The sequence below is a fragment of the Lysinibacillus sp. NPDC096418 genome, from assembly GCF_044762775.1.
Classification (GTDB): Bacteria; Bacillota; Bacilli; order Bacillales_A; family Planococcaceae; genus Lysinibacillus.
This window is the reverse complement of the sequence record NZ_JBIWEY010000016.1, coordinates 1-16,120: the sequence shown is the minus strand read 5'-3', so window position 1 is coordinate 16,120 and position 16,120 is coordinate 1. Positions and strand designations below refer to the sequence as shown.

At 38.7% G+C, this 16,120-nt stretch carries 15 protein-coding genes; 4 read left to right on the top strand and 11 right to left on the bottom strand.

The genetic code is table 11. From position 1 onward, the window contains the following. Positions 1–170 precede the first annotated feature (170 nt). Complete coding sequence (locus tag ACIQZG_RS13250) at positions 171–578, bottom strand: DUF5412 domain-containing protein (protein ID WP_402755692.1); 408 nt, start codon at positions 576–578, stop codon at positions 171–173. Positions 579–781: 203 nt separating this feature from the next. Here ACIQZG_RS13250 and ACIQZG_RS13245 point away from each other — a divergent pair, with 203 nt between their 5' ends. Continuing rightward, on the top strand, positions 782–1,108 hold the full coding sequence (locus ACIQZG_RS13245) for a BRCT domain-containing protein (RefSeq protein ID WP_402755690.1): 327 nt from the start codon (positions 782–784) through the stop codon (positions 1,106–1,108). Between the two features lie 222 nt (positions 1,109–1,330). On the opposite strand, the gene speB is transcribed toward ACIQZG_RS13245, so the two are convergent. From speB to panB, 9 genes are all read right to left on the bottom strand, one after another. Beyond that, positions 1,331–2,188: an agmatinase gene (speB, locus tag ACIQZG_RS13240; RefSeq protein WP_402755817.1), complete on the bottom strand. Its 858-nt coding sequence runs from the start codon at positions 2,186–2,188 to the stop codon at positions 1,331–1,333. Further along, on the bottom strand, positions 2,181–3,035 hold the full coding sequence (gene speE, locus ACIQZG_RS13235) for a polyamine aminopropyltransferase (RefSeq protein WP_402755689.1): 855 nt from the start codon (positions 3,033–3,035) through the stop codon (positions 2,181–2,183). Before speE ends, speB begins: the two co-directional genes overlap by 8 nt. Further along, positions 3,035–3,469 (bottom strand): adenosylmethionine decarboxylase, encoded by a 435-nt coding sequence (gene speD, locus ACIQZG_RS13230; RefSeq protein ID WP_387082914.1) that lies wholly within the window; start codon positions 3,467–3,469, stop codon positions 3,035–3,037. The genes speE and speD overlap by 1 nt, the downstream gene beginning before the upstream one ends. After that, positions 3,466–4,962 carry an aminotransferase class I/II-fold pyridoxal phosphate-dependent enzyme gene (locus ACIQZG_RS13225; RefSeq protein WP_402755686.1) on the bottom strand — a complete coding sequence of 499 codons (1,497 nt, stop codon included), beginning with the start codon at positions 4,960–4,962 and terminating at the stop codon, positions 3,466–3,468. Before ACIQZG_RS13225 ends, speD begins: the two co-directional genes overlap by 4 nt. Next, on the bottom strand, positions 4,962–6,137 hold the full coding sequence (gene metK / locus ACIQZG_RS13220; protein WP_402755685.1) for a methionine adenosyltransferase: 1,176 nt from the start codon (positions 6,135–6,137) through the stop codon (positions 4,962–4,964). The genes ACIQZG_RS13225 and metK overlap by 1 nt, the downstream gene beginning before the upstream one ends. Positions 6,138–7,041: 904 nt before the next feature. Further along, on the bottom strand, positions 7,042–9,816 hold the full coding sequence (gene dinG / locus ACIQZG_RS13215; protein WP_402755684.1) for an ATP-dependent DNA helicase DinG: 2,775 nt from the start codon (positions 9,814–9,816) through the stop codon (positions 7,042–7,044). Positions 9,817–10,430: 614 nt separating this feature from the next. After that, positions 10,431–10,814 (bottom strand): aspartate 1-decarboxylase, encoded by a 384-nt coding sequence (gene panD / locus ACIQZG_RS13210; RefSeq protein ID WP_402755683.1) that lies wholly within the window; start codon positions 10,812–10,814, stop codon positions 10,431–10,433. Position 10,815: 1 nt separating this feature from the next. Beyond that, entirely contained in the window at positions 10,816–11,670 is an 855-nt protein-coding gene (panC, locus tag ACIQZG_RS13205; protein WP_402755682.1) for a pantoate--beta-alanine ligase, read from the bottom strand. Next, positions 11,671–12,507, bottom strand: coding sequence for a 3-methyl-2-oxobutanoate hydroxymethyltransferase (panB, locus tag ACIQZG_RS13200; protein WP_402755681.1), 837 nt, complete (start codon positions 12,505–12,507; stop codon positions 11,671–11,673). 400 nt (positions 12,508–12,907) lie between these two features. Here panB and ACIQZG_RS13195 point away from each other — a divergent pair, with 400 nt between their 5' ends. The 3 genes from ACIQZG_RS13195 to ACIQZG_RS13185 are packed head-to-tail and all read left to right on the top strand — an operon-like array spanning position 12,908 to position 14,623. Further along, on the top strand, positions 12,908–13,201 hold the full coding sequence (locus ACIQZG_RS13195; RefSeq protein WP_483869787.1) for a PadR family transcriptional regulator: 294 nt from the start codon (positions 12,908–12,910) through the stop codon (positions 13,199–13,201). Then, entirely contained in the window at positions 13,194–13,793 is a 600-nt protein-coding gene (locus tag ACIQZG_RS13190; protein ID WP_402755679.1) for a DUF1700 domain-containing protein, read from the top strand. Before ACIQZG_RS13195 ends, ACIQZG_RS13190 begins: the two co-directional genes overlap by 8 nt. Next, positions 13,793–14,623 carry a DUF4097 family beta strand repeat-containing protein gene (locus ACIQZG_RS13185; protein WP_402755678.1) on the top strand — a complete coding sequence of 277 codons (831 nt, stop codon included), beginning with the start codon at positions 13,793–13,795 and terminating at the stop codon, positions 14,621–14,623. The genes ACIQZG_RS13190 and ACIQZG_RS13185 overlap by 1 nt, the downstream gene beginning before the upstream one ends. 266 nt (positions 14,624–14,889) lie before the next feature. On the opposite strand, the gene ACIQZG_RS13180 is transcribed toward ACIQZG_RS13185, so the two are convergent. Next, positions 14,890–15,027: a hypothetical protein gene (locus ACIQZG_RS13180; protein ID WP_402755677.1), complete on the bottom strand. Its 138-nt coding sequence runs from the start codon at positions 15,025–15,027 to the stop codon at positions 14,890–14,892. Between the last annotated feature and the right edge of the window lie 1,093 nt (positions 15,028–16,120).

The window sequence follows — 16,120 nt, the reverse complement described above, 5'->3', positions numbered from 1 at the left end:
TCACAGGCTACCTGAGTGAAGCTATTTTTTGATATACAGGTAAAAATCCGCGTAGACTCCTGTGGGACATTTTCCGATGAAAGCGCGAGTGAAACGTATCGGCAGGATTTTGCTAAAGAAGCATTTTCTCTAATTAAACAATTACTGTTATAGTATGAAGAGATGCATGATTATTGATTTCTAAAATCAAATTTATCACCCGGCACATCTAACGTATGTCCATTTATAACTACCGTATTATTGTCTATCCAAATAATAGTTGCGCTATCTTCACGGTAATTCCAATAAATATTTTGGGTTTTAGCACGGCTATCATTCAATGTCAATTCACCACGAACAGAATTAGCAGTTGTTGCCCCTCCATTCGTGACATATGCTTTAACGGTATATTTCCCATCAGGTGATGTTTCCTCTGTAAGATACTCTCCTGTTGGTAACCTCTCCAGATCAAAAAATGCCCAATAAACGCCATAACCGACCAATCCTATAACTATTAAACTCGCTATTAACATTCTATTTAATAACTTTTTTATAAATAGCTTTTCCTCATATTTAACATTCATTTCTTTAATTTCCATGGGCTATCCCCTTTTTGAGTAAACTCCATATAGTTAAAAACGACTTCCCGGAAATACAGGTTCCTTTTTTAACCAAAATTTACCTATGCACACATTACGTTTCCGCTTGTTATCGAGTGATATTGTTTTAAATCCTTACATTTCAATCAATCTAGCCTATAATAATAAATAGCCATCTTTCCATTCAATTAAGGAGAAGCAACATGAACAATAATATCAACACCAAAGAAGATATCATCCTATCTGACCCATTTGAACGGTTTATGCATCCATTTACTAATAAACAAATCGTCTTCACAGGCGCCCTTTCCACAATGACACGATCCGAAGCAGCGAAAAAAGTGCGAGCTTGTGGAGGTATTATGCAAGGGGCTGTTACAAAGGATACTGATTTCTTAATTCTTGGGGAGAAACGTCGTGGGATAAGTACAAAACAAGCAAAAGCTCAGCAATTAATCAGCCTTGGTTTTGACATTCAAATTATTCCTGAGGATGATTTTCTTTGGCTTATTTCTATACAAAAAGATTAACCTCATTAGCTATTGGAGTACCAGTACGGTACAAGCGAAACTACCCAATCAATCGTCGGTAAAATACCGACAACTGGTTGGGTAATTGCTTTTTGACCTCTGCCGCATATACAGGGGTCAGTCGTATGGATGATGCTATTACTTTTTTATAAAAAAGTAGTAGCAGACTAATAGACAAAAAAACAAGCATTCAAAGTCTTTTCACTTTGAATGCTTTGCTTCTTATTTCGCTAAAGTCAGCAGCATTTCACGAATTGTTTTACATGCTACTGCTGTTGATGCGCCAGACGGATCGTATTGGGGAGATAACTCTACCACATCCGCTGCAACAATATTATTTAATGTTTGAAAGTGCCCGATTGCTTCTAATAATTCTCGGTACGTAATGCCGCCTGGCTCAGGAGTACCTGTACCTGGTAAAACACTCGGATCTAATACGTCTAAATCAATGGTAATGTATACTGGTACATCCCGAAGTTTTTCAACGATATCTTTTAAAGTATTTAAATAAAATGGCTCTAAGTACGTATGTTCTTTTGCCCATTCAAATTCTTGTTCAGTACCTGAACGAATACCAAATTGGAAAATACGTCCGTCTCCTAAGAAATCATGACAACGACGAATAACTGCTGCGTGTGATAGTTTTTCACCTAAAAATTCATCACGTAAATCTGTATGGGCATCGATATGAATTACGTGTAGATCTGGGTATTTTTCATATGCCGCTTGGATTGTTGGGAAACTTACTAAGTGCTCACCACCAACCATTAAGAATTTTTTATTATCTTGAACTACGCTACGTGTATATTCTAAAATCGTATCCATCGATTTTTGCGTATTTCCTAATGGCATTTCTAAATCGCCGCCATCATAAATTGCACATTTTTCAAGATCTTTCTTTAAATACGGAGAGTAAGTTTCTAATCCGTATGAATCCGGACGAATTGCCTGCATTGCAAAGCGAGTTCCAGGACGAAAACTAGTTGTTCCGTCGAAAGGAATACCGAATAATACGATTTCTGAATTAGAATAGTCACTTTCACAACCGATAAAAGTACTAACGTTTAAAGGTTTATTCATCACGTTCAAGCGCCTCCTTCACAAATGTAGGAAGTGCAAATGCACCAACGTGTAAATCTGTATTGTAATATTTCGTTTTCAGACCAAAATTGTCCCAAGTATCTACATCAATATCTTTAATTGGATGTAATGCCTTAGAAGCAAAACCGAATAACCAGTGCCCTGATGGATATGTTGGCATATGGAATTGATATACGCTTGCGATTGGGAAAATCCCTTTAATTTTTTTATGTGCTTTACGCATGTTTTCTGCATACTCAGCGAAGTATGGTGATTCGTGTTGATTAATTAGAATTCCTTTTTCATTTAATACACGGTAACATTCTTTGTAGAAAGCTGTTGTAAATAAACCTTCACCAACTGAAATCGGATCAGTTGAATCTACTAATATTAAATCAAATGATTGATCAGCTGCGTTTTGTACGTATGCTAGCCCATCATCAAAAATCAATTCCATACGTGGATCTTCTTCAACACCTGCTGCTGTAATTGGTAGATATTTTTGACTTAAACGGAATACTAACTCATCAATTTCAACCATTACTACTTTTTCTACTGATTTGTATCGTAGTACTTCACGAGCGGTACCACCATCACCCCCGCCTATAATCAATACTTTTTTAATAGCTGGGTTGGTAGCGAATGCTGGGTGCGTGATCATATCATGATAAACGAATTCATCTTTTTCATTGACCATCATCAACCCGTCTAAAGTGAAGAACGTACCAAACTCTTCACCTTTATAGAAATCTATTTTTTGAAACGGAGATTGTTCACTATGAATTTCTTCGTTATATCCGATTGAAAATTTACAGTGATCGCTCCATTGCTCTGTATACCATTTCATTAAATCACGCCCTCTAATACTTCTTGTTTCACTAAAATCGTATCAATTTCTTGTTCTGCAAATTGGCGGATTTTATCTGCCATTCCACGAGGCACTTCAAATGATTCTGTCTTTTTCGCTTGTAGTTTTTGCTCTAAATATTCTGCTGCTTTCCAAGGGCTTACTGAGTCACCACAAGTGTAAACATCTACTGAAGCAAATCCGTATTCTGGCCAAGTGTGAATCGTTAGATGTGATTCAGCAATAATGACTGCACCCGAAACTCCATAAGGGTTGAAATGGTGGAAGCACGATTCTACAATTGTTGCCCCAGAATAATCTGCCGCTTCATTCATAAACTGCTCGATTAAAGCATTTTGCTCAATAATTTCACTTGGACAACCATAAAATTCTATTAATACGTGTCTACCTAATGTTGATAATTCAATGCTCATTTATTTGTCTCCCTTACGACAGTGATGTGATTTTTTTCTTTCGTTTCGATCAGAACATTCCCAAGATTAAGAAAATAGAAGTCATATAATTCTACTACGTCCTCTGAAATAACTTCTCCGGGGATTATTAGTGGTATTCCTGGTGGATATATCATTAATGAATCTGCACTGATTCGACCTACCGCATTATAAATTGAAATTGTTTCTGTTTCTGCATTACACGCCTGTTGTGGTGTCATAGCTAAACTATTTATTTGATTCGCTGTCACATGAGGTGACTGAATGGCATCTTTTTTTGCGTGTTTACGTTCTATTTGTTTTAATGCCTGTACTAATTTACCGATTGTTTCATTCGTATCAACATGACTTATGACTGCCATTATGACATATCCTTCAGCAAGTTCTAATTGAATGCCATGCTGTTGTTTCAATATTGTGTAAACTTCAAAACCAGTTAAACCAATATCGTTCACACGAATCACAAGTTTCGTCCAATCATATGACTGACTAAAATTTTGTTGTACGTATTCAGCTTTTAGCACTTCATAGCTTGAATTTTTTTCAATTTCATCAATTGCCGCATCAACAATTGGCTTTAACTTGCTATAACGTTGCTGTCCGAACAACGCTAAATCACGTCTTGCTACATCTAAAGAACTCATTAATAAATAATTAGCACTCGTCGTTTGAAGCATATTTAAAACTTTTTGCAAATGCTTCGAATCGATTCGTTGCTCTTGTAGTAAAAGAAGCGAACTTTGCGTTAAGGAACCACCCGTTTTATGCATACTAATCGTAACTGCATCTGCACCAGCACGTATCGCATCATTTGCATCAGGTAAAAATGTTAAATGTGCTCCGTGGGCACTATCTACAAGTACTGTTACGTTTTGTTCATGTGCGAGCTTACAAATTTCTTGCAGTTTATTCATTGAACCAAAATATGTTGGATACGTCACAAGTAAAGTTTTCGCTTGTGGATTTTCTGCAAGTGCCAATTTTACATTTTCAACTGAAATGCCGTGTGCAATACCAAAATGTTGATCAACTTCCGGTTGAATAAATACGGGTTTTGCACCACTTAATATAATGCCGTTCATCACTGATTTATGGCAGTTACGAGGTACGATTAATGTATCTCCTGGTTTACATGTCGCTAAAATCATCGCAAGAATACCAACAGAAGTTCCATTTACTAAAAAGTAAGCGTAGTCTACATTAAATGCTTGCGCAGCTAATTCCTGAGCTTCTTTTATAACCGATTCCGGATGACTTAATAAATCAAGTTCCTTCATCGAATTGACGTCCATTCTTAACGTCATTTCTCCAAGCGCCCATTTTAATGGGTTTGTTTCTAGCCCCATTTTATGTCCAGGTACATCAAACGGCGTAACGTCTTGTTTAGCATAGTTGACCAAAGCTTCAAATAATGGCATGCGATCTTGAGTGGCTAAAAATTCCTCTGTAGCCACTCGATCTTGCACGCATTGCATCATTGCCCTATAGCAACTGCTAAAAGTTGCTCTAATTCCGAGACTTTATCTGTTTTTTCCCAAGATACGTTTACATCACTACGTCCAAAATGACCATAAGCCGCAACTTGTTGATATTGTGGTTTACGTAGATCTAACATGTTGATAATGCCAGTTGGCGTTAAGTCGAATAATTGACGAATCGCTTCTAGAATTTCTTCTTTCGCTACTTTTTCTGTACCAAATGTTTCTAAAGCAATACTAATTGGTTCACTTACACCAATTGCATATGATAATTGGATTTCACATTTATCTGCTAAGCCTGCTGCAACAATATTTTTCGCAACGTAACGCGCTGCGTAAGCCGCTGAGCGGTCAACTTTTGTGCAGTCTTTACCAGAAAATGCGCCACCACCATGACGAGCTGCGCCGCCATAAGTATCAACAATAATCTTACGTCCTGTTAAACCAGCATCTCCGTGTGGTCCCCCTACTACGAAACGACCGGTCGGATTAATTAAAATACGGAAGTCCTCATTCAGTCCAAATTGCTTCGCAACAGCTTTAATTACGTTTTCTGTAACGTACTCAGTAAAAGCTTCTTGGTCAAAATCATCATCATGTTGAATTGACATTAAAACAGTATCAATTTTAGGTTGCTTACTATTCGTATAATCAATCGTTACTTGTGATTTCATATCTGGGCGAGCCCATTTGAATTGACCATTTTTACGTTGTTCAGTTGCACGTTTTACAAGCATATGCGCCATTTCAATGGCTAAAGGCATGTAGTTTTCAGTTTCATTCGTCGCAAAACCGAACATAATCCCTTGGTCACCTGCACCAACTTCTTTTGTATCGCTTGAAGAATCAACCCCCATTGCGATATCAGGTGATTGTGTGTGTACTAAAACTTGTACGTCGCAGGTATGACCATCAATACCGAACTTATCATCTGTATAACCAATGCCGATTAGGGTATCACGGGCAATTTTTTCGATATCTAGTTCAGCTTTTGTTGTGATCTCTCCACCAACAATTACCGTGTTTGTCGTTGTGAATACTTCGCATGCCACACGTGATAGCGGATCTTGCGATAATGCTGCGTCTAATACTGCATCTGAAATTTGGTCTGCAATTTTATCTGGATGTCCTTCCGAAACAGACTCCGATGTGAATAATACTTTTTCTGACAATTTTCACTGCTCCTAACAAATTTATAGTTTTAGGGCATAAAAAAAAGCTCACCCAATTTAAGGAAAGCTTCGAATACTATCAGCTGCTGTTCCTCTTATTGTTCACAAAAGTAAATTTTGTGCTCAGGTTCGGCCCACTGGATTTAATTCATCTTGAACTAAATTGTTTGGCCACCGTATCTTCGACCCCTCGTCTCAACGGTTATTAATAAGAGCTATATTATTATGCTGAGACTCATATTAAGTCATAAATATTTGAGTGTCAATTAATTTTTTGAAATTTTTTTTGTGATTAATCGCTATGAAAATTATTTCATTTCCCCTTTTTCGCAAAAAAACACTGAGTCCGGCATTTTATACCGAACTAATTTTTATTATAAATAGCGCATGTTAATTCATTCATAGGTTTTCTATTTATAATAGAATGAACTCCTATTAAATTTATAGAAATATGCGTCAAAATAACAAGTCGTAATCAAAAAATTTTTGGATTAACTAAGAAGAATTTAGAATCTTTAGAGTGATTTATTAATTAAAAGTATTTGAATTTCTAAAATTCCGACTTTTAATTACAGACAGTTAATTCGGAAATTCTACTGAAATTGGCGTACTAAACACTTGTTGAAATTCAAAAAACTTGTAACTTGTATTACCATCTGGCGATTAGTAGATGATAAATAAATTGTACGATATGATGGATTTTTTTCTTTAGATAAAAATTATATGAAACAAAAAAAGATAACTTAAATTACTATTGATAAAAAAGATGCTGTTTCAATTGCTTAGAGCGCTTAAAACATGCTGCTATTCTTCATTAACCACCAGCATGTCCGCTCCAAAAACACATATATTTTTCAAAAAAAAATCCCCCTAAGTCGCAAATTCCAACCTAGGAGGATCTCATTTATTTCTGCCAATTACTCAATTCTTTCAGTAATTCTGGCAGTTGTAGTTTTTTTACGTCAATCGGTGGCAATGCTTTGATAAATTCCTTACCATACGATTTCGTTGAAATGCGGCGATCCAATACAATAAAGGCGCCTTTGTCCTGGGATGAACGGATCAATCGACCAAAACCTTGCTTAAAGCGCATGATGGCTTCTGGAAGCGATAGCTCATTGAACGAGTTGCGGCCTTGCTCGGATAAATGCTTGGCACGTGCCTTAAATACAGGTTCTTCTGGTGACGAGAATGGTAAGCGTACGACAATAACAGATGCTAGTGCATCGCCAGGTACGTCTACCCCCTCCCAGAAACTATTTGTACCAAAGAGAACAGCATTGCTAAATTTTTGGAATGATTTTAGAATGCGCATGCGACTTCCGCCTGTGACTCCTTGTGCAAATAGCATATAGTCATCAAGTAGTTCACTATCTTGAATGAGCTCAACCGTTTTTCGCAGCATATCCTGTGCGGTAAAGAGCACAAAGCAACGCCCTTCTGTCATCCGTACGGTACGCGTAATAGCGAGCGCGACCGCTTCGATGTACTCGGCTTGTGACACTTGCTGGATGTCAGGCATATCTGTGACAATATACGCCTTTGCCCCTGCATAGTACGCTGGTGGTGCCTGAAGTTGCAGGACATTTACGTTGTCTTGAATGCCAAGTTGACGCGTGATAAAGCGTTCATTGCCTGGTACAGTCATCGTACCTGACGTCCACACGATGCTTGCTTGTATACGCAGAGGGTCGAGTACTTTCTCAATGATCGGCGTAACATTAATTGGCTTTTTAAAGACATGTAAACTCCCTGGCACACTGCGTCGATCGATTTCAAGCCAAACGGAGTTGTCTTCTTGCGGCGATAGGAATATTTCTTCCCAGTCTGTAATTTTCAACTTCATTTCACGAACCCAATAGTACCATTCAGATAATAGGAATTTCTCATTTTTATCGAGTTGCTCGATGTCGTTTTCAAAGGAGCGTCCCACTTCTTCTGCAAGGTCAACCCACTGTTGGAACAGTTTGCTGACACGGATAAAAGGCTCTTTTGCGAGTTGTAATTCTTCTAAGAAGAGTGTACGTTTACTCCCAACTGTTTGCTTTCCTTTGAAGTATTGTTGCATTTTTTGTACGACATGCTGAACCGTTTCATCAAAAATTCGTTGTAGGCGCATAAATTGTTCGTCGAAGCGCTGTAAGTTTTGCATCGAGACGCGTTGTTTCTTTTTGGCAGCTTGGCTAAACTGTTGGTACAGTGCACTTTCTTCCATAGTACCAATCTGGCCGAATACATATTTCCACTGCGTATATGAGAATACTGTTTCGTCCTGTTGCATAGCTGCTTGGATAAATTGATGGGCTTCATCTATGATCCAGCCATCAATTTGTGTAAAGATCGGCGTTTGACGCACTAAATCACTAAGCACCATCGAATGATTCGTTACGATGCAGTCGGCGGTTTCGCTCTTTTTTAATGCTTGTTCATAGAAATCAAAACCTCTTGCTGGTTTTTCATCAGGCATTTTTCTGATTTTATCTAAAAATAACTGTCCACCACCAGAAACATTGAGTTCACTTAATACACCGGTTTCGGTTTTTGTAAGCCATACGAGTAGCTGTAAAATGGTAAACGTTTCATCATAAGATTCTTCTCCATATGCGATGCATTGCTCAAAGCGTGATAAGTCGATGTAATGATGCATGCCTTTTAACACAGCTATATTGACCTTTGTACCTAGAATTTTTTCAACTTTTGGTAGCTCATCATCGACAAGTTGCTCCTGTAAATGCGCTGTGTATGTGCTAATGGCAATTTTCTTGTTATGTGCTCGTGCATACATAATGGCTGGCAGTAAATAGCCAACGGTTTTTCCGATACCTGTTGATGCCTCGATTACACATTCTTCTTTTTTGTTTAGTGCTTGCCAAATGGCATCCATCATCGCAAATTGCGCCGGGCGTTGCTCATAATTTTTCATCGATTTTGCCATGAGAGCTTCCTTGTCAGCTGCTGCTTGCGGGTAAGGCACTAAGTCATGATTGTCTGTATGATTTTTTCGGCCATCACCTATGGCAAAATTTCGGTGGTACGAAACATTTTCATGTGTAGTAACATGTTGGCGTTTAATTTGCAGTGCCTCGAAAAAGAGTTGTGACAAATTGGATTTCAAACGAAACGATCGTTTATGCATTTGCTCGAGTGTTAATTGCGGTAAGTTCAATAATTCCTTCCAGCAACGTTTGAAAAGCTCAGCAGTTGCGCGTGCATCCTCGTCCGCACGGTGTGCATTTGTTAGCTTGATGTTTAGGTCAGCAGCTAAATCGCCTAACTTGAAGCTGAGTGAAATCGGATACAATATTTTCGCAAGCTCGACTGTATCCATGCTTTTGCCCTGCCACTTCGGTAAACCTGCTCGTTTGAACTCTGCTTGTAAAAAGGATAAGTCAAAATCCGTATTATGCGCGACGAAAATACAATCGGCAATTAGTTCATATATGTAATCCGCATGTGCCTCAAACGGCAAAGCATCCTTGACGTCCTCATCTGTAATATGCGTTAAATCTTGAATAAAGGAAGGAATCGCTTTCCCCGGATGAATAAATTTCGTATAAGTACGTTCAATTTCCCAATCCTTCATAATAACAATCGCAATTTGAATCATCCGGTCACCATTTGCAGGCGAATGACCGGTAGTCTCCAAATCAACAATTGCATACTTTTGACTTTCCATCATCATCTCAACTCACAGTTCACTTTTGTATAGATAAATTTTATCATAAATAAGGCTCAGCGGTCATGCTTCTGCCATTTTACGAAGGTTTCTACATCAGAAGAGTGTTTCGCGGCCGGAGAGAGTAAAAATTTGCCAAACCCAAGCGGACTCCACATCATGTTGAGCGACTTTCTACCTAACTTGAGCAACTTCCCCTCCATATTGAGCGAACCTCTACCTAACTTGAGCGACTTCCTCTCCATGTTGAGCGACTCTCCGCCTAACTTGAGCGACTTCCTCTCCATGTTGAGCGATCCACAGCCTTACCCGAGCGAACTACTCCTAATGTTGAGCGAACCTCTGCCTAACCTGAGCGCATCCCTCCTCACGTTGAGCGAACCTCTGCCTTACCCGAGCTAACTCCTCTTCATGCTGAGCGAACCTCTGCCTAACCTGAGTGAATCCCTCCTCATGTTGAGCGATCCACAGCCTTACCCGAGCGAACTACTCCTCATGTTGAGCGAACCTCTGCCTTACCCGAGCGAACCCCTCTTCATACTGAGCGACTTATAACCTAACTTAAGCGACCTCATAAAAAAAGAAGCATACACAAATGTACACACTTCTCACAATAATTACAGCACCGTTGCTTCCGGCTCATACGCTATCATTTCTTTAATAGTATTACCTTCACCCATAATCGCTACAGTAGGCTTATGATCCTTGGCCTCGGCATTATCTACATATACGTAAGAGATGATAATCACAATGTCCCCACGTTGCACAAGCCGTGCTGCGGCACCGTTGACGCAAATCACGCCTGAACCACGTGCACCAGCGATAATGTATGTTTCAAAACGAGCACCGTTGTTGTTATTAACTATATGCACCTTTTCGTTCGGTAGCATACCGACTGCATCTAAAATATCTTCATCGATTGTTATAGATCCCACATAATTCAAATCCGCTTCTGTTACTGTCGCACGGTGAATTTTACCGTTCATCATCATTCGTAGCATATTACAGTCCCTCTTTCACATTAAAAATACGGTTATCAATTAAACGGGTATTGCCAATATAAACGGCTGCCGCTAGTAGTACCTGTTCTGTATCTTCTGTAACTGGCACTAAATCCGGATAAGCCAAAAGTTCAATATAATCAATCTTGCCGTTTGTACGCGTCACAATATGGACTTTCGCCTTCTCAAGTGCCTCCGCCGCATCACCATTCTCTAAAAAGCTGTCGCGTGCTACCTCCAACGCTTCGTTGATCGCTGGTGCTTGTTGACGGTCTACTTCACTTAAATAGACATTGCGTGAAGATTTTGCTAAGCCATCCTCCTCACGTACAATTGGCACAACTCGCATATCTAATGGGAAGTTATAGTCACGGACCATCGTGGCAATAATCGCCACCTGCTGGGCATCCTTTTGACCAAAGTATGCACGGGTTGGCTGTGTTAAATGGAATAATTTCGCTACGACCTGTAAGACACCATCAAAATGTCCAGGTCGACTTGCTCCGCACAATACGGTAGCTTGCTTGCCCGCGTGAATACGAATACCTCCGTCATGTGGATACATCTCCTCGACGCTCGGTGCGAAAACAATATCCACACCCGCCGATTCAGCTAACGCTGTATCACGTGGTAAATCACGCGGATAGCTTTCAAAATCTTCGTTCGGACCAAATTGTGTAGGATTGACAAAAATACTCATGACAACGAGGTCATTTTCTGCTCGTGCCACCTTTGCCAGTGTTAGATGTCCTTCATGTAAATAGCCCATTGTTGGTACAAGGCCGATTGTTTTTTCACTTATTTTTGCTGCTTGAATTTCTACTTTTAATGCTGCGATAGTTGTAACGACTTTCATCTACTTTACGCCCCCATAAAGTTGATCCAGTGCTTCGTCTTTCATCGTGAAGAAGTGCTTTGGAGCTGGGAAAGTCCCAGCCTTCACTGATTCTACATAGCCAGTAATCCCCTTACTTGCCACTGTCCCCATATCCCCAAACTGTTCAACAAATTTCGGTACATGATGTGATCCATAGCCAAGCATGTCGTGGTAGACAAGTACTTGACCATCTACTTCCACTCCGGCCCCGATTCCAATCGTTGGAATGATTAAGTTCGCAGATACGATTTCAGCTACTTGATGTGGAATGCATTCTAGCACAACTGCACATGCACCTGCCGCTTCACATTTTTTTGCATCTTCTATCAATTTTTTCGCTTGTTCTGCTGTTTTACCTTGGACTTTATAGCCACCTAAAACCCCCGCAGATTGTGGGAGCAAGCCTAAATGCGCCACTACAGGAATCCCTGCAGATGTCAACTTCGCAATAACAGGTAAAACATCATCCGCACCTTCTACCTTTAGTGCATCTGCACCTGTTTCTTGCATCATGGCTATGGCAGTTTTTAAAGTGTCGTTGACATCGCCATGATACGAACCAAATGGCATATCAACGACTACAAACGTATCCTTCGCACCGCGTCGTACCGCTTTTGCATGATGCACCATGTCTGCAACCGTCACTGGCATCGTCGAATCATACCCAAGTACGACCATACCCAATGAATCTCCTACTAAAATCATATCGACGCCAGCTTCCTCTGCAGACCTTGCTGATGGATGATCATAAGCTGTAAGCATTACGATTTTTTCACCAACTGCTTTCATCCTTAAAAAATCTGTTGTAGTTTTCAATTGAACTCCTCCTTTTTTAAGAGAAGAAAACAATAAAAACCCTTCCGTACCTAAAAATGGGCAGAAGGGTAGTGTGTTCGTTCAATCAGAACGCTTCGTTTTCTTCCGTCCCTGTCTATGAAGATCAAGGCAGATATTTATTGTAGTTGTCTTACGGTTTTGAAGGTGCCGTTCACAAAAGGATACTGCCCTTCAGCACATACTATAACAGATTCCCTGTCTCATATCCAAACAATATTTTCTATAATAATAATTTTCTAATTACTATTTTCACATTATTTGACAAACCATGTTATACGCCATATACTATCCTTATACTATACAGCATATAATATAAAACCTTGTATAGGGATATGAATGTGAGGTGGATAAATTGACGTTTCAACTTGGCTCGGCTTTGTTGGATGCCTGCGTACTTGCGATATTGGAGAAAGAAGACGCTTACGGCTATTCATTGACCCAGCAAGTACAATCTGTGATGGATATTTCGGAATCGACGCTTTATCCTGTATTACGGCGTTTGCAAAAGGTCGATTTTTTAACAACCTATGACCAGCCATTTCAAGGAAGAAATAGACGGTACTATCGTATTACTCAAGATGGTCGCCTAAGATTACTAGAGCTTCTTACCGAATGGCAAATTTATAAAAAGAAAGTAGATAGTGTACTAATAGGAGGGAATTTAGATGGATAAAGCGGGCTATTTAAACAGTCTAAGAAGCAGATTACACCGACTTCCAGAGCATGAGATCGACGCTGCGCTTATTTATTATGAAGAATATTTCGATGAGGCCGGAGAAGAAAACGAACAACAAGTCATTCAGCAACTTGGCCCCCCTTCCCAGGTAGCTGCACAGATTCTGGCTGACTTAGCCATTAAAGATTTAGACGCGACACCAAAATCTACGAAAAAAAATATGTCAGCTTTCTGGCTCATCATTCTTGCGATACTGTCGGCACCACTTTCGCTACCACTTCTTGCTACAGCAATCGCACTCATCTTTTCAGCAGGTGCCGTCGTATTTAGCTTTGTTATCGCAATTGTTGCCACTGTGGGTGGTATTTTATTTGGTGGACTCGTTGCCCTTGTCTCAGGTTTTCTTATCCTTACAGATCATTGGCCGACTGCGCTACTCTTTATAGGGGTTGGACTTACAATTACAGGATTCGGAGTATTAATCTTCTCTCCTACTATTCGTCTAATTAAAAGAATTGGTCTTGCTTGTGTAGAAGGCTTAGCACGGTTATTTCAAAGAATTACACGTAAACGAAAGGGGCGTATCTAGTGACTTCGCTTAAACAAATTGCAGGCAGTATGATCGTGATAGGCATTATATTAGCCATTATCGGTTATGTCTCTGGTGGGAAATGGTCTATCGCAGTAAATAATACTGGTATTTACGTTCCTAATGAACAGTCTCTTGTAACGAATTCATATGAACTAGACGCATTTACAAGCATTAACATTGACAATGAACATGTAGATGTAGAAATACTGCCATCGGATAGCTATTCGATAGAAGTAAGCTCTTTTGAAACTACAGATGTTTCGTATGAAGTAAAAGGAAGGACGCTTACAGTAGCTACTAAATACACGAAGAATAATGCGATCCTATTAGGTTTTACATCATTTAAAACACCTAGCATTAAAATTTATGTACCAAAAGATACGAAGCTCTCAAACATTGCATTAGACTCAAGTTTTGGCGATGTAAACCTGGAGCACTTAAATTTCCAACAACTCAATCTAATTGTAAGACATGGAGATCTTTCAATGAAGGATATTGTGGCAGGGCATACTGAAATTACGCAATCCTTTGGAGACGTGTCGTTACGACAATTTTCTAGTACGAGTTTCACTGCTGAAAGTGAGCATGGTGATATCGATATCGACGGTGAATTAAACGGAAAATCGACATTCGATTCAAGTTTTGGCGATATTGACCTTCAGTTACTAAACAAAGAAAGTGAACTCGGTTTAGACTTAAATATGAATTTTGGAGAAATCTCATTTAATGATCAATCAATAGAGGGTGATTTTTCTCAATCACACAATGGGGATAATCAGCTACAAGTCTCCCTTTCACACGGAGACCTCGACTTATCACTTAAATAAGAAAATAGGAGGGAGAGATTAACGCCCAACTTCTCATACCACCGTCCATATACGGCGGTTCAACTAAGACGCTCCTTCTAGTTCATATGCAAATCGAATGCACCAATAAAAAGAAACAAAGGAATATTTGGTTCCTTTGTTTATTTTTTATTATAACCTGCAAAAGTATATAGAATTGTTGAATCAATTTATTACGCCAAAATAAATATAAAAATTATAGTTTTGTTCAATTTGGACGGTGAAATAAAATAGCCTTCCAAAATCCATTATCGATTCTGGATTCCTTTTATTTCCGCACCGTATTTTTTAAAAATTGATTCTTTAATTTGTTGATGCAGTAATAAATCTGCTTGTAGTTCTCGTAATCTTAATTCTAGTGAATTAACCGGGCTATGTCTGTTCATCTATAATACATCCATGAAGTAAAACTAGCTTACAATTTAGCTAAATACGGAAGACAGGAGATGTGTAAACATTTTTTTATAAATTAAGCCCCCACTCAACCGACAGGAATATTGTCGGTTGAAATGTAGATTAATGGAATGATAGGATTAAATTAACTCGATGGTAAGTGTGCTATAGCAAACTGTAGTTAAGATAATAGGAAAATATCTTTATTCGGATTAACACGAAACTTTGTTCTTACTAAAAGGAATGTTACTTTAGGTAACTATATCGTGGGAAACATGATAATCAGCTGAAAGAAGAGTAACAAACATTATATATCAATATATTCTTTCAGCAAATGTCAAGCACGACTTTAGGTGATGGAGTAAATGTTTTTGCTTTTGTACCATGAGCATTTTCAACTTGAACAGTTGCATTTTGATCAAAACCTTGTACATTACTTTGTATAAAAGACTTTTGCTTAAGAAATCAGTTAATTTATGGTGGTGAAACAGGGACAGTTATGAAAAATCAAATGTATGGAGTATTATGTATTATTGTTGGTCTGATTATATTAATTGGATTACCTAATATAATCTATCCGTATGATAACTTCGATGTTTACGTTCGTTTGACTGAAGGTATAGTTAATGCTTTACGTTGGGTAACGTTTAGTTTGTTCATGTTTATTTTGGGAATAAAATTGTATTTTAAGGATAAGTAAATTAGATATATTAAAAAAGCTGTATGATAAAATTATTTGTATTCTAATTAATCGAACACTTTATGTGAAAGCACTCTTAAAACGAGTGCTTTTTTTGCTTACAGTTAGCTAATAAAAGCCGCTTCTCTATTGTTACGTTCCCACTAGGGGTTGTGGACCAACCTCTTCTCATTAATAAAGAATCACTAGAGAACAATTCACGTAATTTCTATGGTCAAGATAATTTCTAACAGAATGAAAAGAGGCTGGGACAAAAAGGTTTCAGTTCATATGAAAAAACGAGATTGCATAATGCAATCTCGTTTTTTGCGTTTGTTTTTGAAAATATGCGGTGGAGGATTATCCTCGGACCGCATATTTTCTTAAGTTTACAGCCATTAATGCGA

Bases quoted from the DNA above. Each gene is read 5' to 3' on its own strand.
- ACIQZG_RS13250 (WP_402755692.1), bottom strand. From the start codon at position 578: ATGGAAATTAAAGAAATGAATGTTAAATATGAGGAAAAGCTATTTATA.
- ACIQZG_RS13245 (WP_402755690.1), top strand. From the start codon at position 782: ATGAACAATAATATCAACACCAAAGAAGATATCATCCTATCTGACCCA.
- speB (WP_402755817.1), bottom strand. From the start codon at position 2,188: ATGAATAAACCTTTAAACGTTAGTACTTTTATCGGTTGTGAAAGTGAC.
- speE (WP_402755689.1), bottom strand. From the start codon at position 3,035: ATGAAATGGTATACAGAGCAATGGAGCGATCACTGTAAATTTTCAATC.
- speD (WP_387082914.1), bottom strand. From the start codon at position 3,469: ATGAGCATTGAATTATCAACATTAGGTAGACACGTATTAATAGAATTT.
- ACIQZG_RS13225 (WP_402755686.1), bottom strand. From the start codon at position 4,962: ATGCAATGCGTGCAAGATCGAGTGGCTACAGAGGAATTTTTAGCCACT.
- dinG (WP_402755684.1), bottom strand. From the start codon at position 9,816: ATGATGGAAAGTCAAAAGTATGCAATTGTTGATTTGGAGACTACCGGT.
- panD (WP_402755683.1), bottom strand. From the start codon at position 10,814: ATGCTACGAATGATGATGAACGGTAAAATTCACCGTGCGACAGTAACA.
- panC (WP_402755682.1), bottom strand. From the start codon at position 11,670: ATGAAAGTCGTTACAACTATCGCAGCATTAAAAGTAGAAATTCAAGCA.
- ACIQZG_RS13190 (WP_402755679.1), top strand. From the start codon at position 13,194: ATGGATAAAGCGGGCTATTTAAACAGTCTAAGAAGCAGATTACACCGA.
- ACIQZG_RS13180 (WP_402755677.1), bottom strand. From the start codon at position 15,027: ATGAACAGACATAGCCCGGTTAATTCACTAGAATTAAGATTACGAGAA.